Source organism: Streptomyces ferrugineus, from assembly GCF_015160855.1.
GTDB lineage: Bacteria > Actinomycetota > Actinomycetes > Streptomycetales > Streptomycetaceae > Streptomyces > Streptomyces ferrugineus.
In genome coordinates, this window is sequence record NZ_CP063373.1 from 4,786,093 (window position 1) to 4,812,504 (window position 26,412).

The following is a 26,412-nucleotide window of genomic DNA, read 5'->3' on the forward strand; positions in this document are numbered from 1 at the left end:
CCATGGACGCGGAAACCCTGATCTGGACGTTGGTTCTCTTCGGCGGGACCGTGCTCGCCGTGGTCTGGCTGAGCTACGCCGCGTGGCGCAAGGACAAGGAGAAGGCCGGCGGTATCGAGCGGCACACCGAGTGAGCCGACCGCCGGCTCCCGCGCCGACGACGCGGTCCTCCCCGGCCCGGGACACCGGGGAGGATCACGATTCAGGCTCCTCGGCCGGGTGCAGATACGGCTCACCGGTGGGCACCGCGCGCCGCAGGGCGCCGAGCACCGTGCCGAGCAGAGGATTGCTGTTCTCGCTGCGGTGCAGTGCCATCACCTGGCGATGCGCGGAGCGCTGAGTGAGCCGGACGGCCTCGATCTCCTCACTGGGTACGTGGCCGAGCGCCGGAACGACCGCCACGCCGAGTCGTGCGGACACCAACTCCCGTACGACGTTGTAGTTGTTGCTGCGGAACGCGACCTCCGCGTCGAATCCGGCGGCCGCGCACAGCCGGATCAGCGACCGGGCCCCGGCGGTGCCCTCCCGGCTGGTGATCCAGCGGGCCTCGGCCAGCTGCGAGAGGCCCGCGCACGGACCGCTGCCCCAGGGCCGCAGCAGGACGAGGTCCTCGTGCAGCAAGCGGTGACGGGTCAGTCCGTCGGGCCACTGCCGAGGGCTGAGCCCGTACTCGTAGACCAGAGCGATGTCCAGGTCACCACTGCCGAGCAGGTCCACGAGTTCTTCGGGTTCGCCCTCCTCGAGCTGGATCCGCGCCCGCGGGTGGGTTTCGACGAGCGCCGACAGCGCGGGAGGCACCAGCCGGACGCTCGCCGTCGGGAAACTGCCCAGCCTCAGCCGCCCGGTGGCTCCGGTGGCGAGTTCCCGTACCTGGTGGTCCAGGTCGTCCATGGCGGCCAGCACCCGGGTGCTGAGGTCGACCAGGCGGTGGGCCGCGGCCGTCGGACGGATCCCGTGCGCCTCCCGCTCGAACAGGACCAGCCCGGTCTCCTTCTCCAGGGCGGAGATCTGCTGCGAGATCGCGGAGGCGGTATAGCCGAGGCTGCGGGCCGCGAAGGCGAACGAACCGCTCCTGACCACGGCTTGCAGCGTGAGGAGATGCAGGGGCTTCAGCAACGCGGGCTCCTCGGGGAACGGTGATGCAGAGGTCCGAGCACAAGAATTACTTGCCCTCAAGAGCGAAAACTATCGCTCTGCTGGTTCTTGTGAAGCACCTCGATCCCCACAGATCGTGTGACAGCCGGGTCGGACACGACCGGTGAGGGCGGAAGGAGCGAGCACGGTGACCACGACAGTACAAGGCCACGTCGGCCTCGACGCGGCGGCTGTGACCGAAGCCCTCGACCGGGGCGAATGCGGCGAAGTCGCCGGTGACGCCGGCCGTCGGGCCCAGTACTCCGCCGATGCCTCCAACTACCGGCAGGTCCCGCTGGCCGTGGTCTTCCCGCGCGCGCGGCAGCAGGTCCTCAACGCGCTCTCCGTGTGCCGCCGCCTGGGAGTGCCGGTCACCGCCCGCGGCGCGGGCACCAGCACCTCCGGTCAGGCCGTCGGCCCGGGTGTGGTGCTCGACTTCTCCCGCTACTTCAACCGGCTGCTCGCCCTGGACCCGCAGACACGCACCGCGACGGTGCAGCCGGGCATCGTCCTGGACGATCTCCAGGCGGCCGCCGCCGAGCACGGCCTGCTGTTCGGCGCCGATCCGTCCACCCACAGCCGCTGCACGCTCGGTGGCATGATCGGCAACAACGCGTGCGGAACCCATTCCGTGGCCTGGGGCCGCACCGCGGACAACGTCGTGGAACTCGAAGTCGTCACCTACCGCGGCACCGTGGTCCGCCTCGGCGAGATGACCCAGGACGAGATCGACGAGGCCATCGCCGTGGACGACGAGCGCGGCAGGCTCATCGCCTCCCTGTACCGCCTCGCCCGCAGAAGCCTGGCCACGCTGCGAACCGAACTCGGGACGTTCCCGCGCCAGGTGTCGGGCTACGCACTTGAACATCTGCTGCCCGAGCGCCGGTTCAACCTGGCCAGGGCCCTCGTCGGCAGCGAGGGCACGCTGGCCGTCGTCCTCTCGGCGACCGTCCGCCTCATCTCACCCCCACCGGCACGAGCTCTGGTCGTGCTCGGCTTCCGGGACGCCTGCGCGGCCGCCGATGCGGTGCCCGCCCTCCTGGGCCACCAACTGCTCGCACTCGAAGGACTCGACCAGGCGTTGACGGACATCGTCACCCGGCCCGAGACCCGCGCGGCCATCGACACCCTCCCCTCCGCGTCGGCCTGGCTGTTCGCCGAACTCGGCGGCAGCGAGGACGAACTACCCGACCGGGCCAGGGAATTGACCAAGGCCGCCGACGAGTGCCCGGGCTTCACCGGCGGCGACGTCATCACCGACCCCGTACGCGCCCGCCGGCTGTGGCGGATCCGCGAGGACGGAGCGGGGCTGGCGACCCGTATGCCGGACGGCTCCGAAGCCTGGCCCGGCTGGGAGGACGCGGCCGTCCCACCCGACCGACTGGGCCCCTACCTGCGCCGGTTCACCGGCCTGCTGGACCGGCACGGACTCCACGGTGCCGTCTACGGGCACTTCGGCGAGGGCTGTCTGCATGTGCGCATCGACTTCGACTTCACCACCGAGCACGGTACGGCCGTCTTCCGCGCCTTCGTCACCGAGGCCGCCCAGCTCGTCGCCGCGCACGGGGGCTCGCTGTCGGGCGAGCACGGGGACGGCCAGGCGCGGTCGGAGCTGCTGCCGCTCATGTACGGGCCGGGTGTCATCGCCCTGTTCGAGGAGTTCAAGAACATCTGGGACCCCGACAACGGCCTCAACCCCGGCATGATCGTCCGGCCACTCCCCGTGGACGGCAACCTGCGGGTCGGCCCGCACCGCACGCCACTGCCCCTGACGACCGTGTTCCCCTTCCACACCGACGACGGTGACTTCGCCAAGGCCACCCGCCGCTGCGTCGGCGTCGGCAAATGCCGTACCACTGCTCCTCGCGGCGACGTCATGTGCCCCAGCTACCGGGTCACCCGGGACGAGAAGGACTCCACCCGCGGCCGGGCCCGGCTGCTGTACGAGATGACGCAGGGCGAAGTGATCACGGACGGCTGGCGCTCCCGCGAGGTCCGGGACGCCCTCGACCTGTGCCTGTCCTGCAAGGGCTGCAGCGCCGACTGTCCGGTCGGGGTGGACATGGCCACGTACAAGTCGGAGTTCCTGCACCACCACTACCAGGGGCGCGTGCGGCCCGCCTCGCACTACACCATGGGCTGGCTGCCCCTGCTGTCCCGGCCGGCCGCGCGCATGCCACGGCTGGTCAACGCGCTGACGTCGTCCCGGGCGGCGCCCCTGGTCAAACGCCTGGGCGGCATCGCGGCGGAACGGGAGATACCGCGCTTCGCCCCACGGACCTTCCTGTCCTGGTTCCGCACCCGCGCACCCGAAGGCGACGGGCACCGAGGGCCGGTCCTGCTGTGGGTCGACTCGTTCAACAACCACTTCACCCCGGACGTCCTGAAAGCCGGGGTGGCCGTGCTGGAGAACGCCGGCTTCCGCGTCCAGGTCCCCGACGGCACCCAGTGCTGCGGACTGACCTGGATCACCACCGGGCAACTCGGCGTCGCCCGCCGCATCGCCCGACGTACGATCGCCGCCCTCGCCCCGGCGCTCGGCGCGGGCGTCCCGGTCGTCGGCCTGGAACCCAGCTGCACGGCAGCCCTCCGGACCGACCTGCCCGAACTCCTCGACGGCGACGAAGACGCGCGCGCCCTCGCCCGGGCCACCGTCACCCTCGCCGAACTCCTCGTCCACCACGCCACCGACTGGCACCCCCCGCACATCAAGGCCCGGTCCATCAGCCAGACCCACTGCCACCAGCACGCGACCTCCGGTTTCGGCGCCGACAGCACGTTGCTGCACCGGATGGGCGTCGACAACACCGTGCTGGATGCGGGCTGTTGCGGCCTGGCCGGCAACTTCGGCTTCGAACGCGGCCACTACGACGTCTCCGTGGCGGCGGGCGAGCAGGTCCTGCTGCCCGCCGTACGAGCCACCGCTCCCGACACGCACATCCTCGCCGACGGCTTCAGCTGCCGTACCCAGATCGCCCAGCGAACCGACCGCACCGGTACGCATCTCGCACAGCTCATCGCCGACGCCCTCTCCAACCTCGCCAACGGACAAGGAACCGCCCGTGACTGACGCACTGTCCCTCGTCGACGACTGGGGCCCGGAAAAGATCGTCGTCGTCTCGCACCGACGTACCGGCATGAAGGGCGTCCTGGTCGTCGACAACACCGCCCGGGGCATCGGCAAGGGCGGCACCCGGATGAGTCCGCACGTGACCGTCGGCGAAGTGGCCCGCCTGGCCCGCGTGATGACCTGGAAGTGGGCGAGTGTCGACCTCTTCTACGGCGGTGCGAAGGCCGGCATCGTCGCCGACCCCTCCTCCCGCGACAAGGAAGCGGTCCTGCGTGCGTTCGCCCGCGCGCTGTCCAACGAGGTGCCCCGCGAGTACGTGATGGGACTGGACATGGGGCTGACCGAGAGCGATGCCGCCATCATCCAGGACGAACTCGGTGACCGCGGTGCCGCGGTCGGCACCCCCGAACACCTCGGCGGCGTCGCCTACGACAAGCTCGGCGTCACCGGCTACGGGGTCGCCGAAGCGGCCGACGCCGCGGCACAGTACCAGGACCTGCCCCTGACCGGTTCCCGCGTCGCCATCCAGGGCTTCGGCGCCGTCGGCAACGCGGCGGCCCAGCGCTTCTCCGAACTGGGCGCCACCGTCGTGGCGGTCTCCACAGCCCACGGAGCCCTGCACGATCCGACCGGCCTGGACGTGGCCGGCCTCCTGGCCGCCCGCGACGAACACGGCGACCACTTCGTCACCCGACACCAGCACGGAACCCCCCTGCCCCCGGGCGGCGAACTCACCGTGGACTGCGACATTCTCGTGCCCGCCGCACTGCAGGACGTCATCGACCGCGCCACCGCCCAGCGGATCAAGGCCAGACTCGTCGTCGAAGGCGCCAATCTGCCCACCTCACCCGAGGCACAGGACATCCTCGCCGAGCGCGGCATATCCGTGATCCCCGACTTCGTCGCCAACGCGGGTGGGGTCGTCGCGGCCGCCTTCGCCATGGACTCCCGTCACTCCGGCTTCCGGCCCGACACCGCCGCCATCTTCGAGACCATCTCGTCCAGGCTGCGAACCAACACGATCACCGTTCTCGAGGAGGCCCGACGCCGAGAGGTCACCCCGCACACCGCCGGCCGCGACCTGGCCGAAGCACGCGTCCGCACCGCGATGCGCAGCAAGGGACGCATTCCCCTCGCCTGATGTCGACGGGGCCATGGCAGCGCACACCGCACTTGGCGTTCCACGCATCGACAACGAGGACGACGACCCACGACAGCTCGTCCCGAGGCGCAGCACCGCTAGGGTGACCAGCACTCGGTCGGTGAAGACCAGTTGGTGGTCCGGCCCGGCACCGGAGGCCCGCTTACAGTTCCCGCCCGCGCCGCTCGCGCAGCGAGGACTCGCAGCCGGCTGTCCAGGAAGCGGCCAACTCGCCCAGGGGCTGGGAATCCTGTACTACTCCTGCCAGCCTGCTGTTGCGGCAGCCCACTCCTGTCATCGGCCTGGCGGACCGACCAGGGTGGCACGGGACCGCCGTAGGCGCCCTGAGGGCCGAAGTCACCGTGCGCGAGCACCTTGCCCGCATCGTGCGCGCCTGTTGGCCATGCTTCAACGGACGACATCTCCCTGTCCCTCGGCTGAACAAGCTGGTCACTGGTCGGCCGCCGCCGGGCCTGCCCCTACGGGGTGGCTCAGCCTGTCGGCGGATGCCGAGGGCTCTTGGCGGCGGGTCTGCTTGAGGCATGGGGATCGACCGGAGGGCGATGGTGAAGGCCGGGCTCGCCGCAGGGGCGGCGGTGGCCACGGCGGGTGCGGGGCGGCAGGGTGCCGCCGCGGGCGGCGGGGTGATCGAGCTGCGGGGCGGCGACGCCGTGCGCGGCACCATACCGCGTCGCCGCGGCCGGCTGGAGCTGGATGCGCGGGAGCGTCCGGGCGAGGGCTGGTTCGCGGAGTACGAGGTGACCGCCGCGTCGGCCGCGGCCGCGGGGACGTACCGGCTGGTGGCCACGGCCACGGTGCCGGTGGAGCATCCGCAGGTCGCGCAGATCGGCTCCTACGTGTCGCTCGGCGTGAACGGCGAGCCCTGCCGGGAGGTGGCGCACTCCCAGCCGCACTGGTACGAGGCCGAGCACGCGGGTGGCGACCTGTGCCGGGCAGTGTGGCGGGACGTGGAGCTGCACCAGGGCAGCAACACGCTCACCGTTCGCGTCGAGGAGCAGGCCGTACTGGATGACCGGATGGCATACCGGCTCCGGCTGGAGCGACTCACCCTGACACGAGTGCCGGTGCAGGTAGCTGAGGTGGAGTGGGACGGGGGCGCGTTGCGGCTGCGGCTCAACGGGCGAGCGACCGAGCCGCTGCGTGTGCCCTGCCGGGTGACGGACTACTTCGGTGCGGAGGTCGTCGCGACAGAGGCGGCCTTCGCCGTGGGCCGGCGTACGGCCGTGCTGCGTCTGCCGGAACTCCCGGCGGGCCATTACCGGGTGCGCGCCGGCGGCCTGCTGACCCGGTTCGCCGTGCTCTCCGAGCACCGGGCCGTGCCGGGCGCGGCCGACCGGTTCGGAGTGAACGCCTTCGCACTCTCCCTGATCCCGCCGTCCCGCCTGGACCGCTTCGCGGAGCAACTGCGTGCCATGGGCGCCGGGTACGTACGGGGTGGCGCCCCCTGGCCGGTCGTCGAGCCGCGCCGGGGCAGCTACGACACCACGTCGCACGACCGGGTCACCGCCGCCTTTCGGGCGCACGGCCTGCGCACCTTGGAGGTGGTCTCCGCGCCGCCCGAGTGGGCCATGACGGTCCGCTCCCTGCCGCTGCCGGACGACCTGCGCGACGCCTACCGCTACGGCCGCCACCTGGCCCGGCACGCACAGGGTTCCGACGTCGTGCAGGTGTCGAACGAGCCGGACGTCGACGACACCCGCTCGACCGGCGACGTCCACGCGGCCTACGTCAAGGCCCTCGCCCTCGGCCTGCGCGCCGCGCCTGACGGGCCCACCGTGCTACTCCCCGGCATCGCCGAGGCGGGCAGCCCGTTCCAGCGGCTGATGCTGCTCAGCGAGGTGGCCCGCTACGCCGACGCCTGGGCCTTCCACGGCTACCCCGACCCGGCCGAGCAGCACAACCCACAGTTCCCCGCCGCCGCACAGGAACAGCACGAGCTGCTGCGCGCCCACGGCTGGGAGGGCATGCCCGCGTGGATGACCGAGTCGGGCGTCTTCCTCACCGTCCCCCAGGGCCACGAGCCCACGGCGGACCAGGAGCGGGCGCAGGCCCGTTACCTGGTGCGCTCCTTGGTGCAGGGGCTGGCGGAAGGCAACGCCCGGCAGCTGTGGTTCGACGGCCCGCCCACGCACGACGAGGGTGTCTGGTTCTCCCTGCTCGCCCGGGACTTCTCTCCCCTGGCCGCCTACAGCGCCCACGCCGCGCTCGCCGGCCTGCTCGGCGAGGCACGCTTCCAGCGGCCGCTGCCGGACGTGGCGGGCTACGTCTTCGCGGACGGGCGCGGACACACGGTCACGGTGGTGTGGGCGGACGCACCGCAGGACGCGGAGCACGAGATCCCCGTGCCGGCCGGCCGGGTGCGGGTGTACGACGTCATGGGCCGGCACCGGGAGACTGCGCACACCACAGGCGCCGTTCGGCTACGCCTTACGCCCGACCCTCTCTACCTGGTTGCCGACGGGAGCGCCCGCGCGGCACATACGGACGTGTCCGGTCCGTCGGCCGGATCCGCCGGATCTATCGGATCGGCCGGGCCGCCGCGGCCGTCCGCCGCCGACCATGTCGTCCTCAACCAGCGCTGGCCCGGCCGGAACGCCGCGCCGGGCAAGGACAACGGCGACGCCCCGCCGCCGCACGGCTACCGGCTCGGCCGCACGACCCGGATGACGCTGGAGATCTACAACTTCGCCGACCGCGACCAGTACGTCGAGCTTCGGGCCCGGGTCGACGAAGGCTGGGAGGTGTCGGCGGCACAACAGACCGCCGTGCGCGTGCCGGCGCAGGACCGCACCCGGGTCGCCTTCACCATCCGGGCCGGGAGCCGGGTGCGCACAGGCCGGGACCACACCCTGGCCATCGAGGCGACGGCCGACGGCCGCAGGGTGACTCCGTCGGTGAGCTGGATCCAACGCCGCTGAGACGTCCGGATCGAGCACCGCCTCCACAGTCAGTCGGCGTCGCGAACCGGCATTCAACTGCCGGGAAGGTCAGTGCGGTTTGGGGCACGCAACAGCCTGGCTTGGTGCCGGTGGCCCGCTCCGATCCGCTCCGCCCGTTCGTCGCCGTGCGGCAGTTTGCCGTACGGCGCACTGGTGCTGTCCACGTCCCAGTTCGGGGTCGGTCGCGACCGAGATCGGCATACTCAGCGATGCGTTCCCAGGTCCAGCGAGGCTTGCACCGGCAGGTGGTCGCTCGGAAACCGGCCATTCACCGCGAACGTGTTGATCGCTGCCCAGTGTGTGGTCACCCGGGGGGTGGTGAGGATCCAGTCGATGCGACGACCGTCGGGCTCCGGCGGTTGGAAACCGTGGAAGGTCGCGTACAGCGGCCCGCGCGCACCCGCCGCGTCCCAGGTGTCCACGAGCCCGGCGGCCAACATCGCGTCGTAGACCGGGTTGTGGTGTGCTGCGACGTTGAAGTCGCCGGTCACCACGACCGGTAAGGAGCTGTCGAAGGCGGCGATCGTCTCGCGGATCAGCTCCGCGGAGCGCTCGCGCGCGTACTGGCTCCGGTGGTCCAGATGGGTATTGAGGACATAGAACTCCCGGCCCTCGTGGGCGAGGTCGCTGAACCGGATCCACGTCACCACACGCGGGAAGCGCGCGCCCCAAGTGTTGGACGCGATCACGGACGGTGTGTCGGAGAGCCAGTAGTGGTCGGACTCGATCGGCGCCAGGCGTCCGGTGTCGTAGAGGACCGCAGAGAACTCGTCCTTTCTGCTGCCCATACGACCGATGCCGATCCAGTCGTAGCGCGGGCCGATGTCCTTCTGGATCCTCCGCAGCTGCCGGTAGAGGCCCTCCTGGGTACCGATGACGTGGGGGTGCTCCCGGCGCAGCAGTTCCCGCATCACCGGGCGCCGCACGGCCCAGCGATTGCTGCCGGTTGGGCGGGCGACACGCAGGTTGTACGTCATGACGCTCAGCGCGCCCGGATGCTCGCCGTCCGCGCCAGACTGGGTTGACCCGGCGGTGGCCGCCGCCGCGGTCCTCAGGCCCTGGTGTCGCGTCACTCCTATGCCGTCCGGCACGCGATCTCCTCCCGTAGGGCCTGCGTGGTCCCATGAGTTCCCTGCCGGTCGATTATTGCCGACGCCAGTTAATCGCCTGGCCGGTGGCGGCGACTGGCGACCGGCGACCGGCGGGACAGGGCGCAGACGTCGGACGGCGACGTGCCGGTCGGCAGCGTGCGGCGGGTTCGTGTAGCGATCCCTGGTTGTCGCACGTGCGTGCCACACCGGCCAGTGGACCCGGCACCACATCGCAGGGGGCTGAACACCATCAGCCTCTCCACAAAGCCCTCCATCGTCGCCGGTAGTGGTCCGAGATGGTCAGATCGATCAGGTCGGTGGTACGGGCGGGCCGGTTCGGCTGCGCCGTCCTCGATGCCAGGCGGCCCAGCGGCGGACGTGGTAGCGGGCCAGGCATGCCTGACCCTTCGCGGCCTGGAAGCGCTCCTGGAGGGCAAGTCGGCCGCCGCCCGGGGCGCGGCGGATCAGCAGGTGCCGGCGCCGATCGGCACCGATCTCGATTTAGACCCAATTGGAGTGGCGCGGCCCCTTCACCCCCCGGCGGTCGGCCACGGCAACCGCGCGAACAGCGATCCGCCCCCCGGGGTGCCGGTGAACGGCCGCCGCACGTCGGCTGAGCCGGTGCCCTTCCTCAGGGAGTCGGTCTCGTCCACGATCAGCACGCCGATGACGGCACCGAGCGCCCACGCTGTGACTCGCAGCCACCGCACGATCTTCAAGGTCCACACAACCCTTGGTGATCACGAAAACGCGGACGGAGCAGCAGCCCACTGCCGTTCGGCCGCTCGACGCGCCCGCCCGCGGGTGACACTGCTCGCCGCGCCCCGTCCGGCGTGCCAGGAGAACTGGCAGCATCCTGCCGAGCCGGGAAGGCCGAGCCGGAGGAGGTCGTTGTGCCGTCGATCGCCGTCAATGGGGCAGACATCTACTACGAGCTGCGGGGCACCGGCCCATCGGTGATGTTCATCTCCGGCGCGGCTACGACCGACGAGGCAATTCGCGCAGTCCTCGGCCAGACGGCTGGGAGACCACGTCGGTGGCCGAGCAGGCCGACGACGCGGCGGCGCTTCTCTCTGAGCTGGGGCTCGCTCCCGCCGCTGTGTACGGCAACAGCTACGGGCGACCTTCGCCCTCGACCTGTTGCTCCGCCACCCTGGCGCTGTCCGTTCCGCGGTATTGCACGAGCCTGCGATGATCTCGGTCGTGGCCGACCCGGCGGCGGCGCAGGCAAGCGTGGCGGCGGCCATTCAGGAGGGAGTGGCCCAGGGCGGTCCTCCAGGAGCTGTCGACCGCTTCTTCCGCCCCGTGGCCGGCGATGCGACCTGGGATCGTGTGCCCACGGACCTGCGCAACAGAATCACGTCGAACGGTGAGACGCTCCTCGGCATGGAGCTGGGTACGTTCGAGGCCTACCGCCCTGGCGATTCGGCATTCGCCGGTATCACCACACCCACCCATGTCCTGGTCAGCGAGAATTCACCGGGCGTCTTCCACGAGGTCGCCGCGTGGCTGTCCGGTCGGGCGGGGTTCGAGGTGGTACGGACACCCGGCTCGCACACGCCGCAGTTCGACCACCCGGACGAGCTCGTCCGAACCATCAGGCCGCTACTACGCGGACGCGGACGCACGTAGCTGTCGCAACCACGCTTGGGCGCTGCGGCTCGTCCAGGCGCAAGATCGTGAAGTCGGAGGGCGGTATGAGGCGCCCGCCACAACGCACGCGACTACGAACGTCTGCCCCCCAGCACTCCGAGGCTCACCCGAACTGGTTGGGCAAGCCCGAGGCCACGATCGTCAGGTCGGCTACCTCAGCGCACCGACTCCCTCGCCGTCCAGGTCGTTGACTGCCACGCGCCGTCCCGTAATTGCGAGAAGCAGTGAAAGCGCAGGTCCGGTCACTTCCAGACCATCGCCAATCGACACATCGGCGTCGGTTGCCGTGAGGCGGAGAGGGGCCACTAGTTCCCTGGCGCCGCCGAAAGACGCCGGGGTGTGAGCCTGCAGGCGAAGCGCCCTGACGACGGCATCCCGGGGGTAGAGGCGGGTGAGTCCCAAGGGACGGCGGATGTCCTCACCGTGGACGACCTCCTCGACGATCCGGCTGTCAAGGGGCGCCGGAGGGGTCGACTTCCGCGAGGCCACCTGACGAAGCCGCGCCAACGTCTCCAGCGGTGAGGCACCGCGCTCGTGCGCCACACCGTGAGCGTTCAGGCGGTGGAAGTCGAACCGTGCCCGGGCGAGGCGGGCCACGAAGCCGACACGCGTCGTGCGAGCTGAGTCGACCAGGTGGGCAACGACATCATGGACCGTCCACCCCACACAAAGTGACGGCTGCTCCCACTGCTTGTCATCGAGACCCTCAAGGTCGTGGATCAGTGCCGCACGCTCCGCATGCACGATCGGCCAGACATCTCTGACGGGCTCCGGGCTTCCCATGGCCATCGTCTCTCCTCGATGATCGGCTTGTTGCTTTCGTAGAGCTACAGACTCACGATCGCCACAAACCTCATCGCGAAGAGCAGTTCTCCACCTGCGCCACCGTGTCCCGCGCCGCCTCCCGACTTACCGGCCGTGGATGGGTGAACAAGCCCTGCTCGGTCCCGGTCAGGATCCCGCGTTGGACGAGCCGATTGAGTTTCGGGCGGGTGTTGTTGATGGTGTTGGGCGCGATCTCCAGGCCAGGCCCATCGCCCCGCACACCTGCCGCGCCCACAGCGGCGCGTCGGCCGAGGCGAACACCGTCATGATCTCCTGGTAGGCCGGATGGTCAGGCAGCTTCGGCCCGCGTGGCGATCTACCGTTCCCGCTCCTCCAGCCGTGCCAGCACCGCACCGAGGGTGAGCTGCTCGCCGGTCATGCGGTGCGCCAGGACGGCGCGGTTGCCCCGGACAGCCGGCGCAATATCACTGCGGTCATCGCCCAATAGGCCATATCGCTCCTGCCCGCGAGCGGTAGGGCCGACGCAGCCCGCTCGCGGCCCTCAGGCGTGTGGAGGAGCCGGGAGCGGGTGCGGGGAGGCGGGTCAGATGCCGCCCGCCCTCACGCACAGCGGCTGGGTGCCCTTGATGTAGCCAGCGCCGGTATTCCTCCAGAAGACCGCGCACCAGAGGTCACCGTGCGCACCGTCCTGGTATCCGGACCAGTCATGCGTGCGGTCCTTCCATTCCCCGTCCAGGCTGTTCTTGATGGTGCCGCGCGGGCCGAACAGCTCCCAGTGGCCCATGCCCGTGCTGGTGGAGGCACGGACCTCCATCCTCACGACGTCGGCGTCGAACAACTGGTTCTGGAAGTCCACACACAACGTGTGGGAAATGAAAAGGGTGGTCGACTGGCAAACCTTCCGGTTCTGCGGTGCGGCCGCGGCCGCGGAGGCGGAGGCGGAGGCGGAGGCGGTTCCCGCCAGGACGATTCCCGCGGCCATCGCGGCGGCCATGCGCTTCATGCTGTCGTTCTTCCTTTCGGAGAGGGGGAAGGAGTATCCGGGCCGATGCGTGCCGGGCTCAGAAGTAGACCGGGGCGCAAGCAGTGTCCATGTAGCCGCCCGCTTCGTAGAGGGTGGCGCAGACGCGCGAGGCGTCGCGGGGCATTAGGACTGTGACCTCGAACGTGGCGTACTCGTCGCGCCGGTTGCCGCTCCACGAGCGGTCCCTGCCGAACATCTCCCTGTTCTGGGCGTCCAGGACCCGGACGTGGATGCGCGGATTGCCCACGCCCGTGAGGGAGGTGAAGTTCCCCCTGATCGTGTTGAGGTACCTGGGCGACTGGGCGTCCCATCCGACGCCCAGGAGGCCCGTGCCCAGCTGAATCCGGGTGCCGCCGGCGCCCGTCGCGGCGGACGCAGGCGCGGCGGACATCATGGTAGCCAGAACGGCCCCCGCGCCCGCCAGGGCGAGACCGCGCAGAGTCAGCCGGGCCCCCCGGTTCCGCCGCGTCTTCCGATTCTCGTTTTTCTGCAAGGACATGCTGTGCCTTTCGGGATTCGGGTCAGGAGAACCCGTCGGACCTGTGACGGGGACACACAGGAGGTTCACAGCGGTCCATGACCCCTCCGTGCGCCGAATGTGATCGGAACATGACCGTTCCTCATTGGTCGCCGTCACACAGCCCATAGCGGCTGACCTCGTATTTCCGGCGCCTACGTTCACGACAGCCAGGCCCTGACCCCCCTCCTGAAGGGCCTACCGGCCATCCGGTCCCGCCGAGGCATCCGGCATCGCATCGCCCGCAACAGCGTCAAGACCTCACCGCGACTCGGCCGAGACCGCTGACTGATGAGGCGTGAGCAAATCTCAGATGGCGACCTTGGCCTTGCCTTGATGCGGTCTATACGTCATCTTTACTGGCGGCGTGCCGGGAAGTCTGGTCGGCAGTTCGCCCCGCTGTGGGGTGAGTTCAGCATGTTGCCGACCGAAGTGGGGGCTGATGTTCCAGCGCATCATGCGAGAGATTTTGTCCGGGCTGACGGTGGCTGTCGTGGCGCTACCGTTGGCAATCGCATTCGGTATCACCGCGACCGGCACCTCCGAGGGCGCGCTCGTCGGACTGTACGGCGCAATCTTCGCCGGATTCTTCGCGCCCCTGTTCGGTGGTACGCCTGCCCAGGTGACCGGGCCTACCGGCCCCATAACTGTCGTCGCCACCGGAGTTATCGCCGACCACGGGCTTGACGCCGCGTTTCTCGCATTCGTCATGGCCGGCGGGTTTCAGATCCTGTTCGGACTGTGCAGACTCGGATCGCTCATCCGCTACATTCCCCACCCGGTGGTGTCGGGGTTCATGGGCGGTATCGCGTTGATCATCATCCTGGGCGAACTGGACCAAGTGGAGAAGAGCTTCCTGGTTGTTGCAGGAACGATTGTGCTCATGTTCGCCTCCGCGCGAGTGATCAAGTCGATCCCTGCCAGTCTGCTCGCCCTGGTGGTCATGACCCTGCTCCTGCGGCTCGTGGACTCGTGGGTGCAAGGCGTGCGGATGGGACCGGTCCCGCTCAACACGGCGATCGACTACATAGGCAAGATCCCAGAGTCGATTCCCTCGTTCGCCGTCCCGGACCTCGGCGGATCGCAGCTGCTCAGCCTCCTCCTGCCTGCCCTGAGCATTGCTCTGCTGGGTTCCATCGACTCGTTGCTGACCTCGGTCGTCATGGACAACATCACCGGCCAGCGGCATCGCAGCAACAAGGAACTGATCGGGCAGGGAATCGGCAACGCCGCCAGCGGACTGTTCGGCGGCCTGGCCAGCGCCGGCGCGACCGTCAGGTCCGTCGTCAACGTCCGCAGCGGCGGCCGTACCGCACTGTCGGCGGCCACGCACAGCGTCATCCTGCTTGCCCTGGTGGTGGGCCTCGGTGCTGTCGTCCAGTACATCCCGCTCGCGGTGCTGTCGGGGATCCTGATCCTCACCGCAGTCGGCATGTTCGACTGGGAGAGCCTGCGCCAGGCGCACGTCTCCCCGCGCGGGGACGTCGCCGTAATGTTCGCGACCATGGTCGTCACCGTTCTCGTCGACCTGACGGTGGCCGTCGCCGTCGGCGTCGGCCTGGCACTCATCGTTCATGTCGCGAAGTCGCGTCGGCGGAAAGCCTCGATCGTCCACGATGGCGCCGACACCTACCGCATCGAAGGGCCGCTGTCTTTCCTGTCGGTCGACCATGTCTTCGCCAAGCTGCGCAACGACAGGTCGAGTCTGTCGCTGAGCCTGAAGGACGTGACCTACATGGACCTGTCCGGGGCGAAGGCGTTGCTGACCTTTATCGACCATTCGCACAAGTCAGGCGTCAAGCTCGGAATCAAGGACCTGCCACCGCATGTCGAGAACAGGCTGATCACACTCGCGAACGAGGAACAACGCGACAAGCTGCAAACCGTCGTTGAAGCAAGATCATAGACGTTCCTCCTGTCGTTATGGGTGGGCGCACAGGTCTCGCGCGGGGCTGGTGAACCCCCGCCGCCAATTCGGCTGGTTCGGTCGGTGAGGGGGCGAGGCTGCAGCGTCGACACTGGGGCATGGACATGATCAGCACCGCTGATGTTCCGGAGGGGGAGCGGTTCGCATTCTGGCGGGAGGTGAGTGCGAAGCTGTGGGTGCCCTACGACTTGCGCTGCGATCCGCAGTTGGCAGGCGGATTTGAGGCTCGGGTCGGGATCAGTGATTTCGGCCCAGTGCAGGCGACACGGCTGACCGTGGTGCCGCATGAGGTGCACCGCACTCCCCAGCTCATCCGCCGGACAGACCCCGAGGTGTTCAAGCTGGGTTTCATCGCGCACGGTGGCGGCATAGCGGCCCACGACGGCCGACAGGCGGACTTCCGCGTGGGGGACCTGATGCTGTTCGACACCTCGCGCCCCTTCCTCGTCAAGCACACGCCGCACATCCCGGTGAGTCAGATGCTGCTCCTGCGCTTCCCGCGCTCTCTGCTGCCGTTCCCCGACCGGGAGTTGAGGCGGCTGAGCGCCGTACGCATCCCGGGCGACCGGGGCATCGGCGCACTGTCCTCCCAGTTCCTACGGCAACTCGCGCAGCGCATGGACGAGTTCAGCCCGTCCGAGACGACCCGCCTGGCCACCCTCACCCTCGACGTCCTGACCACAGCCCTGGCCGACGCCCTGGACTCCTCCAGCACAGTGCCGCCCCCCACCCGGCAACGCGCCCTGCTGGCCCGCATCCACACCTTCATCCGGGACCACCTCGCCGATCCGGACCTGACCCCGTACACGATCGCCGCGGCTCACCACATCTCCCTGCGCTACCTGCACAAACTGTTCCAGCAGGACGGACACACCGTCGCCGGCTGGATCCGCGAGCGACGCCTGGAGCAGTGCCGACGCGACCTCGCCGACCCCCTGCCGACCGCCCGCCCCATCCACGCGATCGCCGCCCGGTGGGGGTTCACCAGCCCCGCGCACTTCAGTCAGGCCTTCCGCAAGGCCTACGGCCTTTCACCGCGCGAGTTCCGGAGGCAGTGCGCGACTGTGCACACAGACTAAAGACCTGTGCGCGCACCACTAAGGACAAGCCCGGTTTCGGCATTCACCATGTCATGAGGAATGAAGGAGACACGAGCCAGCCGGAAGGGCGAACAAACATGGTGGTTACGGCACACAGGCCGCGCATCTCACGGAAGGGGGTTGCGGCCCTCTTCGCCGCGCTCACCGTCCTTTTCTCGGCATTGTCGATCGCCGTTCCGACGGCGCGGGCAGCGGAGACAAAAGGCGAGGGGCAATCAAACGCGTCTGACGTCGGAATAACAGCCTGGACCCCTGGGGTGAGCCCGATTGACTCCTCCAGGGAATCCGTGCTGCGAAATTTCAGCACGGAGCAGCGGAACTCAGCCCTGAGGAACTGCCCGGGTGGATATCTGTGCGTTGCAGCCGGTGAGGGCGACGGCCAGCACAGTGTATTCATCCTCTACTATTGTGGCACCCGTACCCTCTCCAACTTCCTGGGCGCCGGCGCTGCCGCCAACAACCAGACAGGAGGGGCAGTGGCCCGCCTGCTGGACCGAAGCGGGGGTCTCGTTCAGAGTATTCCGGTCAGCCCTACGCCAGTACGTGTCGACAACTGGGACCCGATCTGGTACATCGACCCGTGCTGACGGACGCCTTCAGCCCTCCCGGGGTTCGGGTAGGGCGGGGCAGGAGCCCGGAGCCGATCCGCTCCCAAGGAAGCCTTGAGTTCCGCGAGCAACTCCGGCTCGTCGGGGGCGAGATCGGCCTGCAACTCCTCCTCGCCGCACAGCGGGTAGCCCGCGACGCTCGTGCCGTCCAGCGGGTACGCCGGGTCGGGGCGGGCACCGAACTCCAGTAGGGTCACCGTTGCATCAGCGCCACGCCTCGGCCGTGCAGGTGGAGGTCGTTGGACTCCGACAGCCGGGATCACCACACCAGAGACGTCGGGCCGCCAGGCGGTGACGACGGCGCCCACCGTCATGCGCACGACGCTGCCGACGTGGTCGACGAGGGTGCCGAGCAGGTGGACGTCGGGCCGTGCGGGCCGAGCAGGATGGCGCCGACGGGACTTGATGCGGGGCGGGCGGCGGACATGGAAGAGCCGGTAGGAGGCGTGATTGGTCTCCTCCGCGGCGTCGAGGACGGTGATGGTCTCTACCAGCAGTCCGTACTGGACCAGGAAGTACAGGCGTCCGCCGGGCTTGAGCGCTGCGGCCAGAGCAGGCAGCAGCCGGTACGGGTCGATGAAGGGGAAGGCGTTGACGGAGTAGATGACGTCGTATGGCACATCAGGTTGAGCCCGGTCAGCTGGGGGTAACGGAGGCGGGCGCGCTGGATCTGGGTGGCCGAGGAGGCGATGGCGTCCACCCGTGCACCACGATCGCGGGCGAGATGGGCGGCGTGCCGGGCCAGCCCGCACCCGACGTCCAGCATGCGCAGGCCCTGCACGTCGCCGAGGGTCTCGTCGCCCGGCCCGGTACCGCCAGGACCCCAAATCGATCCGCTCCACCTCCGCCAGAGCGGTGGCACGCTGGAGATGATGGCGGCCGTACTCCGTCCACGCTTCGGTATTGGTCGACTCCGGGGAATTGCGTCCGATGCACGATTCGGAGTCGTCCGAGCTGGTGATCTGCGGCATCAAGGTACCTCCTGTAAGAGCTAGCAGCGGGCTTCTGACCTGCACTCTTGCTGTGACTCGTTCATCTGATGCATGATTCGCGCACCCAGTGGAAGAGGGGTGCGTGACGACGACCGACCTGAGTGAGGGCTCAGCCCGGCTTGTGCTGCTGAACGGCTGACGCTGCTGCACCCCGAAGACACCGTGTTTGAGGCGATGTTGGAGGGCTGGACGCGTCAGCAGCGTGGAGGCCGGCGCCTGCAGCCGAAGGCGATCAACGACCGGCTGCGCGTGGTACGGCAGTTCAACGACTTTGCCGAGGCGTATCCGTGGAACTGGTCTGCCGCCGCCATGGACGAGTGGACGACGTATCTGATGGCTGAGCTCCACCGCGCGGAGTCGACGATCCGCGGATATCAGACCGCCGTGCGCCTGTTCTGCGACTACATCACCTCGCCGCACTACCAGTGGCCGCAGGAGTGCGAACTGCGGTTCGGCACGCACCCGGTGCAGATCTGCCACGAGTGGAACACCGCAGCCCATCTCGTCGACTACGAGGCGGAGGCGGGCCGGCGGCCGATGACGCGGGAGGAGATCCAACTCTTCCTCGAATACGCCGACGCTCAGGTCGACCGTGCCATCAGGCTCGGCCGCAAGGGGGCACTTGCTGCCTACCGGGATGCCACGGTCTACAAGGTCATCTACGGGTGGGGGCTGCGGTGCACGGAGACGTCGAAGCTCGACCTCACCGACTGGTACCGCAATCCCAAGGCCCCGGAACTGGGCCGGTTCGGCTCCCTCCACGTCCGGTACGGCAAACGGTCGAAGGGGTCGCCGCCGAAGCGGCGGAGGGTCCTGAGCGTCATGCCCTGGGCCGTGGACGCGGTCGAGGACTACGTCACCAACATCCGCACCCGCTACCGGGCTTCGGTCGGAGCGGCCCTGTGGCCGACCGAGCGCGGCGGACGGCTCCAGGCCCGGGAGATCGAGGACCGCTTCGCCGAATACCGCGATGCGCTCGGCCTGGACTCCGACCTCGTGCCGCACTGCCTGCGACACAGCCACGTCACCCACCAGATTGAGGACGGCGCGGACCCGGCGTTCGTCCAGCTTCTCTTGAGTCCTCTGGACTGTGTCCTTGACGTGCAGCACGGGCCTGGGGTGGGCGGAGATCTGTGTGGTGGAGGTGATTATCTACCGCCGTTCATCACGCAGTTCCCCAGGAGGTCTGATGCTGGTGCAACGGGTGCTGATGCCCGCCTCGTCGCTTGAGTCGTGGACCGTGCTCGGCGACGAGGGCGGCATAGTCGAGCCGATCGAGCGCTACCTCTCCTACCTGACCGACATCGAGCGGTCGCCGAACACGGTCAAGGCATACGCCCATGATCTGAAGGACTGGTTCGTCTTCCTCGACCGGCGGGGCCTGGACTGGCGCGAGGTCCGGCTGGAGGACCTGGGCGAGTTCGTCGCCTGGCTCCGGCTGCCGCCCGCGGGCCGCGATGGCCGCGTCACGATGCTCCCGTCGGCGGAGCATCACTGCGGGGTGACCACAGTGAACCGGAAGCTGTCGGCGATCAGTGGTCTGTACGTCTTCCACGCACGCCACGGTGTGGACCTCGGCGATCTCGTCACTGAGCTGCAGCCGGTCCGTGCCCGGCGCACGGGCTGGAAGCCGTTTTTGTATCACCTGGCCGGCGGCCAGCCCGAGCGGCGTCGCACGATCAAGCTGAAGGCGCCGCGCACGCATCCGACGATCCTGACCGCTGCCCAGGTCCAGGCGATCCTGGACGCCTGCACCCGGCTGCGGGACCGGTTCTTGTTCGCGCTGCTGTGGGAGACGGGGATCCGGATCGGTGAGGCGCTCGGGCTCCGGCACGAGGACCTGGCAGCGGCGGAGGGCGAGTTGACGGTCACGCCGCGGGTCAACGACAACCGGGCTCGGGCCAAGTCCGCTTCGCCTCGCACGATCCCGGTCGGCCCCGAGGTGATCCGGCTCGACGCGGACTATCTGCACGGCGAGTACGGCGACCTGGACAGCGACTACATCTTCGTCAACCTCTGGGGCGGCTCCTACGGGCGTCCGCTGACCTACGCGGCCGTCTACGACCTGGTGCTGCGGCTCCGCCGCGACACCGGGACCGAACTTCGACCCCCACTGGTTCCGGCATACCCGGGCGACCTTGCTTCTGCGCCGCAAGGTGCCCATCGAGGGCGCCTGCGGCACCGGCTGATCGCCTGCGGGGTGCTGCCACCGGTCGACCGGCACCTGATCGACACCGAGGTATGGCTACACCACCGCCTCGGCCAGCTCGGCGAGCATCCCCACGAGCGGCTGCTGCGCCAGTTCGCTTTGTGGCACCAGCTGCCGCGACTGCGGGCGACAGCGGCCACCCGACCGCTACGGCCGACTGCGAAGTTCTACACCACCCAGCAGTTCACCCAAGCGCAGACATTCCTCACCTGGCTGCACGACAACAACATCGCCCCGGCGGCGGTTACCCAGGCCGACACCGACAACTGGTACACCAGCCACCGCGTCCATCAACGCCAAGGCGTGCGCGGCTTCCAGACCTGGGCAATCGAGCACGGACACCTGCCCCGCCACCTCGTGGTGCGCCAGGTCGTGTTCAAGCCCGGCAAGACCATCACCCAACAACGCCGGCTGGCCCTGCTACGCCGCTACGTCACCGACCCGACCACACCGAACGGAACCGGCGACAACCCGACCGACACCGTGCCGCTGCCGATCCGGGTAGCGGTATGCCTGCTGCTGCTCTACGCCCAACCGCTGAGCCGGATCCACTGCCTCACCACCGCGGACATCACCGAATCCGACACCGGATCCGGTCGGGAGTTGTTCATCCACCTCGGTGAGCCGCCCACACCAGTGCCCGAGCCGTTCGCTCATCTGCTGCGCCGCCTCGCCGCAGAGGCAACCGAGGCAAAGGGCAACGAACAGGGATGGCTGTTCCCTGGCCGGCTCGCCGGCCAACCGATCACCTACCGCACCCTGTCCGACCGGCTGCGGCAACTCGGGTTCCCGCTCATCGACGCCCGCGTCTCCGCACTGCGGCAACTGGTTCTCCAGGTCCCGGCCCCGGTCGTCGCCGACGCACTCGGATTCCACCAGAAGAGCACCGCCCGCCAGGTCGCCCACGCCGGCGCCACCTGGAACCGCTACGCCGTCGGCAACCACAACACCTGATCGAGACCGCGCACCGAGACGAAGAATGCCGCCAACGATGACGAGCGCCGCGATCGCATAGGTCGCCTGGTAGCTCTGAAACGGCCACCGCATGATCATTGGTGTTTGTGAGGACAACCAAAGATCGTGTGGTGGCCGCGGGTCACAGCGTGGAGCTTGCCGGCTGGCGGGTCATCTTCGATGAGCTGATGGGGCGGGTCGCGGGCCGGTTCGCCCCGGGTGGAACCGCACCCCACCGCCCGGGACTACCTCCTGGGCCTGCTGTCAGGCATCAAGTGCAAACTGCTGGAACCATGCCGGGCATGCCGGGCCGCAGGCGATGCAGCGCCTGCTGCGCACCGCACGTGCGACGACTTCCGATCCGGCACGTGCGCCTCAACGTGATACCCGATGCCCAGGGGCGCGGAGTCGGCCGGTTCGCTGTCGAATCGGTGGCCGCCGCAATCAGGCGCCGCGATGGTACCCAGATGCACCTCACGCGGGAGTCCGGAGAAGACGGTCCCGAGGGCTTCTTCCAGAAACTCGGGTTCAGCTCACCGGTGAGAAGAGCGAGGGGCAGACGGTCGGCGTGCTGGATCTGACCAACGCCTGCCGCGGCCACCATCACCAGCGTCGTTGCGTTGCTTCCTGGACTCCCCGGTGGCGCCTACGACCCCGTAGCCCATACTCGTGCGCGACGCTCAGGACTCGCCGCGGGCATTCCTTCGCGGCCCGATGAAGACGGCCCAGGCGGCCACACCCAGGCCCGAACCCAGGGACAAACCCAGCGCGACAACGAGACCGGCGTTGTCAAAAAGACCCCCGACGACGACGCCGAAGAGAAGGCCGAAGGCAGAGCCAAATGCGATCCAGACCCCGAGATTCGCCCAGATCCCGAGACCTGCGGCGGGCGGGGGCGTGTTGTTGCTCGTCATTGCATCTCTCCTAGGGACGCGGGCGGACAGGGCTGACAATCTGGCGCGGCCGAGTACCCGCCGCGGCTACGCGGTGGCACGGCGGATGAGCGTGTATCCGCCGCCTGCGAACGCGGCGGCGACCAGGACCGGCCAGCCGGCGAGCAGCGCCGTGGGGGGCTGGTCGAGCAACCAGTGGCCGATCGTGTGCCATTGCCGGGTCCACGTGATCAGCGCGGCGGCCAGCCCGAGCGCTGTCATCGTCAGGGTGAGGCTGGCGAGGACGCCGGTGGTGCCCCAGCGCAGGTGCACCGTGCCGAGCAGGATCCCGAAGTGGGTTACGACCAGCATGGGTACCGCGTAGCCGAGCAGGAGCAGCACCGGGTTGGCGTCATCCATGAACGACAGGTCGAAGTACCGCATCCCCATCCCCCAGTGGCCGGTGGCCTGTTCCACGGCGCGTAGCAGGCAGAGCACCAGCGCGTAGGCCACCGACTGGGCGAGGGCGAGTAGTGACCAGGCCAGGTAGAAGTCCCGGCGGGTCACGCTCATGCCCAGCGCGTACGGGAAGATCTGGGTGACCGAGAAGGTGGCCATCGAGATCGCGATAGCGTACAGGCTGACCAGGCCGCCGGTGTCCCTCACGCCGTCGCCCGGGTCGTGGTTCGCCAGGAAGAGCAACAGGTTGATGCCGAACGCGACGGCCGTCAAGCCCCACGTCCAGCCCAGGATGTGCGGCCAGGCCGGTATCTGGAGACGGGCTACCGGACGGATGCGGTTCATCGGGCGGCCTCCCGGTCCGTCGGCGCTGTTGTCGTCGGCGCTGTTGTTGTCGGTGGTGCGGTCAGGCGGACCACGAGTTGCTGCAACGACAGCGGCTCCAGCTCGACGTTGAGCGTCTGCGCGAGCGTCTTCGCGTGTGGTCCGAGCCCGCCGAGGAGGGTTGACCGGACCTGGCCGCTCGACCGCTCGCGGTGCAGCTCGGTGCGTCCGGCCGCGAACCCGTCCACGGCCTCGGCCCGGCCGGTGGCCGCCACCGCCCGTCCGCGCAGGTCGTCGGCGTCCTCGTCGAGCAGCAGCCGGCCACGGTCGATGAGCAGCACCCGCTCGATCAGATCGCTCACCTCGTCGATGAGGTGGGTGGACAGCACCACGGTGCGGGGATGCCCGGAGTAGTCGGCGAGTAGGCGGTCGTAGAAGAGCTGCCGGGCGGCCGGGTCGAGCCCGAGGTACGGCTCGTCGAAGAACGTCAGGGGCGCCCGCGCGGCCAGCCCGACGGTGACGCCGAGGGCCGAGAGCATGCCCCGGGAGAGTCTGCGGACCAGCCGCCCGGCTGGTAGCTGGAAGTCCGCGGCGAGGCTGTGCGCGAACGTGTCGTCCCAGTTCGCAAACAGCCGGCGTGCGGTGTGAAAGACGTGGCGCACGGTGTAGTAGTGGGGGTAGCGCTGGCTCTCCCGGACGAAACAGACCTTCGACAGGACGGCCGGGTTCTCCACCGGTGGCGCGTCGAAGACCGACACGTTCCCCGACGACGCGAACGCCTGCCCGGTGAGGATCTGCATCAGGGTGGTCTTGCCCGCCCCGTTTCGCCCGAGCAGGCCGTAGATCGTGTGCTCGGCCAGTGCGAAGCTCACGTCGTCGAGTGCCGTGACGTCGCCAAAGCGTTTGGTCACCCCGTGTGCGGTTACAACCGCCGTCATCCCAGGTCCTTCCCGACAACCGGACCGAATGAATCGATCATCTTCATCAGCTCGTCGTGGCCGATGCCGAGCTTGTGCGCCTCGGCGAGCAGGGGTTGCACGTACTGTTCGGTGAACCGTTCCCGTCGCCGCTCGCGCAGCCTGGCCCGGGCGCCACCGGCGACGAACATGCCGATGCCGCGTCGCTTGTAGAGCGTTCCCTCCGACACGAGCTGGTTGACGCCCTTGGCCGCGGTGGCCGGGTTGATCCGGTGAAAGGCGGCAAGCTCGTTGGTGGACGGGACCTGGGCCTCCTCCACCAGCGACCCGTCGATGATCGAGTTCTCGATCATCTCGGCGATCTGAAGGAAGATCGGTCGGTCGTCGTCCATCGTTGGCTTATCCACCCAACTGGTTAGCTACATATGTAACTAACCATGTGACCTTGCGCCGCGGATGTCAAGCCGCCCGGGCGTCCCACGACCTCAGCTGCGGCGGTGCCGGGACCCGTTTCCCGCTCAGGAACGGCAGCCGGGATGCGTGGGCGGCGTCGTCTCGGCGCAGGACGGTGTGATCGGGCCGTACGGCTGGCGGCGCCGTGCGCACCTGGGCAGGGTGGACGCAGAACCGACACCGACACGAGGAACGGTGGCCGACCAGGACGAGCGACAGCACCGTCCGCGGGGCTCCGCGCCCTCGACGCCGAGGGCGAGCGCGTCACCTTCGAGACGGTGGCGAAACGGGCAAGTGTCTCCCGGTCCTGGCTCTATGCCCAGCCGGACTTGCGAGCGGAGATCGAGCACCTTCGTGCAGCACACCGCCGAGCCCCCGCCTCCCCGCTGCCTGCACGTCAACGCACATCCGACGCGTCTTTGCTGCGGCGACTCGAAGCCGCCAGCGCCCGCATCCGCCGTCTCACCGAGGAGAACCAGCAACTTCGCGAACAACTCGCCCGGGCCTTGGGCGAACAACGTGCGGCGACGACTCGCACAGGCCCGCCGCGAGGCGGCGCGAGCAATGCCAGGTCAGTAACGATCGGCCCGTGCTGAAAGGACCTCAGATGCCCCCAACCGCTACGTCGCACACAGCGACCACGACACAAACACACAGGTCAACAGCCCAGCCCGACAGCAAGCTCAAGATAATCCAGGGGCAGGTGGGGCACCGCTTCGCCTCGACCACCGCGCTCTACACCGGCGTGAGCAGCGACTTCATGAACACGATGATGCGCAAGGTCCTGGACAAGGCCCTGCACAACGGACAGTAGGGAGACAACGTGACGGCAAACCTGGACTACCGGTGGCATCTGCGGGAGGTCATGGCCACCCGCGGCATGTACACCACCACCGACCTGCGTCCGCTGCTGGCCGAGCGAGGAATCGACCTGTCGCCCAGCCAGGTCTACCGGCTGGTCGTGGAACGTCCCGAGCGGCTGAGCCTGAAAACGCTCATGGCCCTGCTCGACATCCTCGGGTGCGCGATGGACGACCTCATCGAACCGGTGACCGTCCGAGCCTCCGGCCGCAAGACGGCAACCGCGGGCAGCACAGACAGCGCACCACCGGGACCGGCAGCAGGGGTTGGAGACTTCCGGCCCAAGCGCGCCCGCATCGTCCCCACCGAGGAGTAGCCCGTGGACGGGTCTCTGCCACGGACCGCAGTCGAGCCGGAGTCCGTGATCGCGGAAGTGGTCCGCACCATCGAGCCAGATCTTGACCAGGACCTGGTGGAGACGGTGGTCACCGACACCTTCCGTCACGGCCCGCAGCGCAGGCAGCCCGCCTCGCTGCTCCAGCAGGACCCCGCTTGGCTGACGGGCGGGCGGCCGGAGTCCCCTCCGGTCGTGGAACGGTTCGTACGCGCCCTGCGCGAGCACGGTGCTCAGCACCGTCCAGCCACCGAGTTGCGGAATGTGCGGACAGCCCCGGCGTCTGAGGGGCAAGGCTGTGGGCAGTGACGCTCGGATCTGCGGACGATGCGCAGACCGCCAATGGCACCGTGCCAATCCGTGCGCCATCTGCGGCCGGCCGGAAGTATCCACGCGCGACCGCCAGGGACGCCCGCGGTGCCGGCTTCACCCACCGGATGGCGGCGCAGATCCGGTGAAGTCGTTGTGCCGACTGATCCAGCTGGTGAGCCCCGCGATGTCCGACGAGGCCATCGCCGATGCCGTTCGAAGCGTTGAGCCGGTCAGAGCCAGACAGCGGCAACTTCTGTGGGCCTTGGAGGACATTCCCGACCTGTTGACCGGCCAGGGCGCGTACGGCCCCGCGAAGACCCTGGCGCTGATCGAAGCCCTCCAAGAGCGCGGCGCCGAGAACTTGGTGGTCCCGCCGTGCCCGCACTGCGGCCGGAGTGTTCCCCTCTCCAACGTTCGTGACGGGATCCGCTGCTGCTACGACTGCCGCAGAGCCTTGGACGCGGAGCCGTGCCACCGCTGCGGACGGACACGTCCGGTGATGGGCCGTACCCACGACGGCCGTCCATTGTGCGACTCCTGCCGATACCACAACCCCCTTGTTCACAGGATGTGTTCGAGGTGCGGCGAGCGTCGGTACATCCAGGCCCGGGCGCGCGGCCAGGTGCTGTGTGAACGCTGCCACCAGCTCCCGACCACCGTCTGCACCGACTGTGGTGAGGAGCGCCCCTGCTTCCACGCCGCTACCGGCGCCCC

Annotated in this window: 24 protein-coding genes and 1 pseudogene; 13 read left to right on the forward strand and 12 right to left on the reverse strand. The window is 68.9% G+C overall.

Annotation, left to right across the window (positions count from 1 at the left end; all coding sequences use genetic code 11):
• Positions 1-2 precede the first annotated feature (2 nt).
• Positions 3-134: a hypothetical protein gene (locus tag IM697_RS45455; RefSeq protein ID WP_265582729.1), complete on the forward strand. Its 132-nt coding sequence runs from the start codon at positions 3-5 to the stop codon at positions 132-134.
• A 61-nt stretch (positions 135-195) separates the two neighbouring features.
• Here IM697_RS45455 and IM697_RS21855 read toward each other — a convergent pair whose 3' ends face one another.
• Positions 196-1,116 carry a LysR family transcriptional regulator gene (locus IM697_RS21855; RefSeq protein ID WP_194049383.1) on the reverse strand — a complete coding sequence of 307 codons (921 nt, stop codon included), beginning with the start codon at positions 1,114-1,116 and terminating at the stop codon, positions 196-198.
• A gap of 166 nt (positions 1,117-1,282) precedes the next feature.
• Here IM697_RS21855 and IM697_RS21860 point away from each other — a divergent pair, with 166 nt between their 5' ends.
• The 3 genes from IM697_RS21860 to IM697_RS21870 all read left to right on the forward strand — a co-directional run bounded on the left by IM697_RS21860 (position 1,283) and on the right by IM697_RS21870 (position 8,284).
• Positions 1,283-4,204, forward strand: a complete 2,922-nt coding sequence (locus IM697_RS21860; protein WP_194049384.1) for an FAD-binding and (Fe-S)-binding domain-containing protein — start codon at positions 1,283-1,285, stop codon at positions 4,202-4,204.
• The gene (locus IM697_RS21865) at positions 4,197-5,345 is read left to right on the forward strand and encodes a Glu/Leu/Phe/Val family dehydrogenase (RefSeq protein ID WP_194049385.1); all 1,149 of its coding nucleotides are present in this window, start codon (positions 4,197-4,199) and stop codon (positions 5,343-5,345) included. The genes IM697_RS21860 and IM697_RS21865 overlap by 8 nt, the downstream gene beginning before the upstream one ends.
• Before the next feature lie 542 nt (positions 5,346-5,887).
• On the forward strand, positions 5,888-8,284 hold the full coding sequence (locus tag IM697_RS21870; RefSeq protein WP_194049386.1) for a hypothetical protein: 2,397 nt from the start codon (positions 5,888-5,890) through the stop codon (positions 8,282-8,284).
• 224 nt (positions 8,285-8,508) lie between these two features.
• Here IM697_RS21870 and IM697_RS21875 read toward each other — a convergent pair whose 3' ends face one another.
• A complete protein-coding gene (locus tag IM697_RS21875; protein WP_228044828.1) occupies positions 8,509-9,396 on the reverse strand; it encodes an endonuclease/exonuclease/phosphatase family protein in 888 nt (295 codons plus the stop codon).
• A 530-nt stretch (positions 9,397-9,926) separates the two neighbouring features.
• Positions 9,927-10,106 (reverse strand): hypothetical protein, encoded by a 180-nt coding sequence (locus IM697_RS21880; protein WP_194049388.1) that lies wholly within the window; start codon positions 10,104-10,106, stop codon positions 9,927-9,929.
• 493 nt (positions 10,107-10,599) lie between these two features.
• Between IM697_RS21880 and IM697_RS21885 the strand changes: the two genes are divergently transcribed.
• A complete protein-coding gene (locus IM697_RS21885; protein WP_194049389.1) occupies positions 10,600-11,028 on the forward strand; it encodes an alpha/beta fold hydrolase in 429 nt (142 codons plus the stop codon).
• Positions 11,029-11,199: 171 nt separating this feature from the next.
• Here IM697_RS21885 and IM697_RS21890 read toward each other — a convergent pair whose 3' ends face one another.
• The 4 genes from IM697_RS21890 to IM697_RS21905 form a co-directional block, all read right to left on the reverse strand.
• Positions 11,200-11,838 (reverse strand): maleylpyruvate isomerase family mycothiol-dependent enzyme, encoded by a 639-nt coding sequence (locus IM697_RS21890; RefSeq protein ID WP_407699642.1) that lies wholly within the window; start codon positions 11,836-11,838, stop codon positions 11,200-11,202.
• Between the two features lie 352 nt (positions 11,839-12,190).
• Complete coding sequence (locus IM697_RS45460) at positions 12,191-12,319, reverse strand: hypothetical protein (protein ID WP_265582730.1); 129 nt, start codon at positions 12,317-12,319, stop codon at positions 12,191-12,193.
• 99 nt (positions 12,320-12,418) lie between these two features.
• A complete protein-coding gene (locus IM697_RS21900) occupies positions 12,419-12,838 on the reverse strand; it encodes a hypothetical protein (RefSeq protein WP_194049390.1) in 420 nt (139 codons plus the stop codon).
• A gap of 58 nt (positions 12,839-12,896) precedes the next feature.
• Positions 12,897-13,253, reverse strand: a complete 357-nt coding sequence (locus IM697_RS21905; protein WP_194049391.1) for a hypothetical protein — start codon at positions 13,251-13,253, stop codon at positions 12,897-12,899.
• A gap of 565 nt (positions 13,254-13,818) precedes the next feature.
• Between IM697_RS21905 and IM697_RS21910 the strand changes: the two genes are divergently transcribed.
• Positions 13,819-15,282 carry a SulP family inorganic anion transporter gene (locus IM697_RS21910; protein ID WP_194049392.1) on the forward strand — a complete coding sequence of 488 codons (1,464 nt, stop codon included), beginning with the start codon at positions 13,819-13,821 and terminating at the stop codon, positions 15,280-15,282.
• A 125-nt stretch (positions 15,283-15,407) separates the two neighbouring features.
• Positions 15,408-16,382: a helix-turn-helix domain-containing protein gene (locus IM697_RS21915; protein ID WP_228044830.1), complete on the forward strand. Its 975-nt coding sequence runs from the start codon at positions 15,408-15,410 to the stop codon at positions 16,380-16,382.
• A 552-nt stretch (positions 16,383-16,934) separates the two neighbouring features.
• Here IM697_RS21915 and IM697_RS21920 read toward each other — a convergent pair.
• Positions 16,935-17,217, reverse strand: a pseudogene (locus IM697_RS21920) (hypothetical protein); the annotation flags it as partial.
• 960 nt (positions 17,218-18,177) lie between these two features.
• Between IM697_RS21920 and IM697_RS21930 the strand changes: the two are divergent.
• The 3 genes from IM697_RS21930 to IM697_RS44730 all read left to right on the forward strand — a co-directional run bounded on the left by IM697_RS21930 (position 18,178) and on the right by IM697_RS44730 (position 21,747).
• Complete coding sequence (locus IM697_RS21930) at positions 18,178-19,233, forward strand: tyrosine-type recombinase/integrase (protein WP_194049394.1); 1,056 nt, start codon at positions 18,178-18,180, stop codon at positions 19,231-19,233.
• A complete protein-coding gene (locus IM697_RS44725; protein WP_228044832.1) occupies positions 19,193-21,166 on the forward strand; it encodes a tyrosine-type recombinase/integrase in 1,974 nt (657 codons plus the stop codon). Before IM697_RS21930 ends, IM697_RS44725 begins: the two co-directional genes overlap by 41 nt.
• A 302-nt stretch (positions 21,167-21,468) precedes the next feature.
• On the forward strand, positions 21,469-21,747 hold the full coding sequence (locus IM697_RS44730; protein WP_407699643.1) for a GNAT family N-acetyltransferase: 279 nt from the start codon (positions 21,469-21,471) through the stop codon (positions 21,745-21,747).
• Between the two features lie 99 nt (positions 21,748-21,846).
• Here the strand turns inward: IM697_RS44730 and IM697_RS21950 are convergent, their stop codons facing one another.
• The 4 genes from IM697_RS21950 to IM697_RS21965 all read right to left on the reverse strand — a co-directional run bounded on the left by IM697_RS21950 (position 21,847) and on the right by IM697_RS21965 (position 24,130).
• Complete coding sequence (locus tag IM697_RS21950; RefSeq protein ID WP_194049396.1) at positions 21,847-22,080, reverse strand: hypothetical protein; 234 nt, start codon at positions 22,078-22,080, stop codon at positions 21,847-21,849.
• A 66-nt stretch (positions 22,081-22,146) separates the two neighbouring features.
• Complete coding sequence (locus tag IM697_RS21955; protein WP_194049397.1) at positions 22,147-22,842, reverse strand: ABC transporter permease; 696 nt, start codon at positions 22,840-22,842, stop codon at positions 22,147-22,149.
• Positions 22,839-23,759, reverse strand: a complete 921-nt coding sequence (locus tag IM697_RS21960) for an ABC transporter ATP-binding protein (RefSeq protein WP_194049398.1) — start codon at positions 23,757-23,759, stop codon at positions 22,839-22,841. Before IM697_RS21960 ends, IM697_RS21955 begins: the two co-directional genes overlap by 4 nt.
• Positions 23,756-24,130, reverse strand: a complete 375-nt coding sequence (locus IM697_RS21965) for a GntR family transcriptional regulator (RefSeq protein WP_194049399.1) — start codon at positions 24,128-24,130, stop codon at positions 23,756-23,758. The genes IM697_RS21960 and IM697_RS21965 overlap by 4 nt, the downstream gene beginning before the upstream one ends.
• 144 nt (positions 24,131-24,274) lie before the next feature.
• Between IM697_RS21965 and IM697_RS44735 the strand changes: the two genes are divergently transcribed.
• The 3 genes from IM697_RS44735 (at position 24,275) to IM697_RS21980 (ending at position 25,695) form a co-directional block, all read left to right on the forward strand.
• Complete coding sequence (locus IM697_RS44735; RefSeq protein ID WP_228044834.1) at positions 24,275-24,787, forward strand: DUF6262 family protein; 513 nt, start codon at positions 24,275-24,277, stop codon at positions 24,785-24,787.
• A gap of 227 nt (positions 24,788-25,014) precedes the next feature.
• Positions 25,015-25,368 carry a helix-turn-helix domain-containing protein gene (locus IM697_RS21975; RefSeq protein ID WP_228044836.1) on the forward strand — a complete coding sequence of 118 codons (354 nt, stop codon included), beginning with the start codon at positions 25,015-25,017 and terminating at the stop codon, positions 25,366-25,368.
• 3 nt (positions 25,369-25,371) lie between these two features.
• Positions 25,372-25,695 carry a hypothetical protein gene (locus tag IM697_RS21980; protein ID WP_194049400.1) on the forward strand — a complete coding sequence of 108 codons (324 nt, stop codon included), beginning with the start codon at positions 25,372-25,374 and terminating at the stop codon, positions 25,693-25,695.
• The last annotated feature ends 717 nt before the right edge of the window (positions 25,696-26,412 follow it).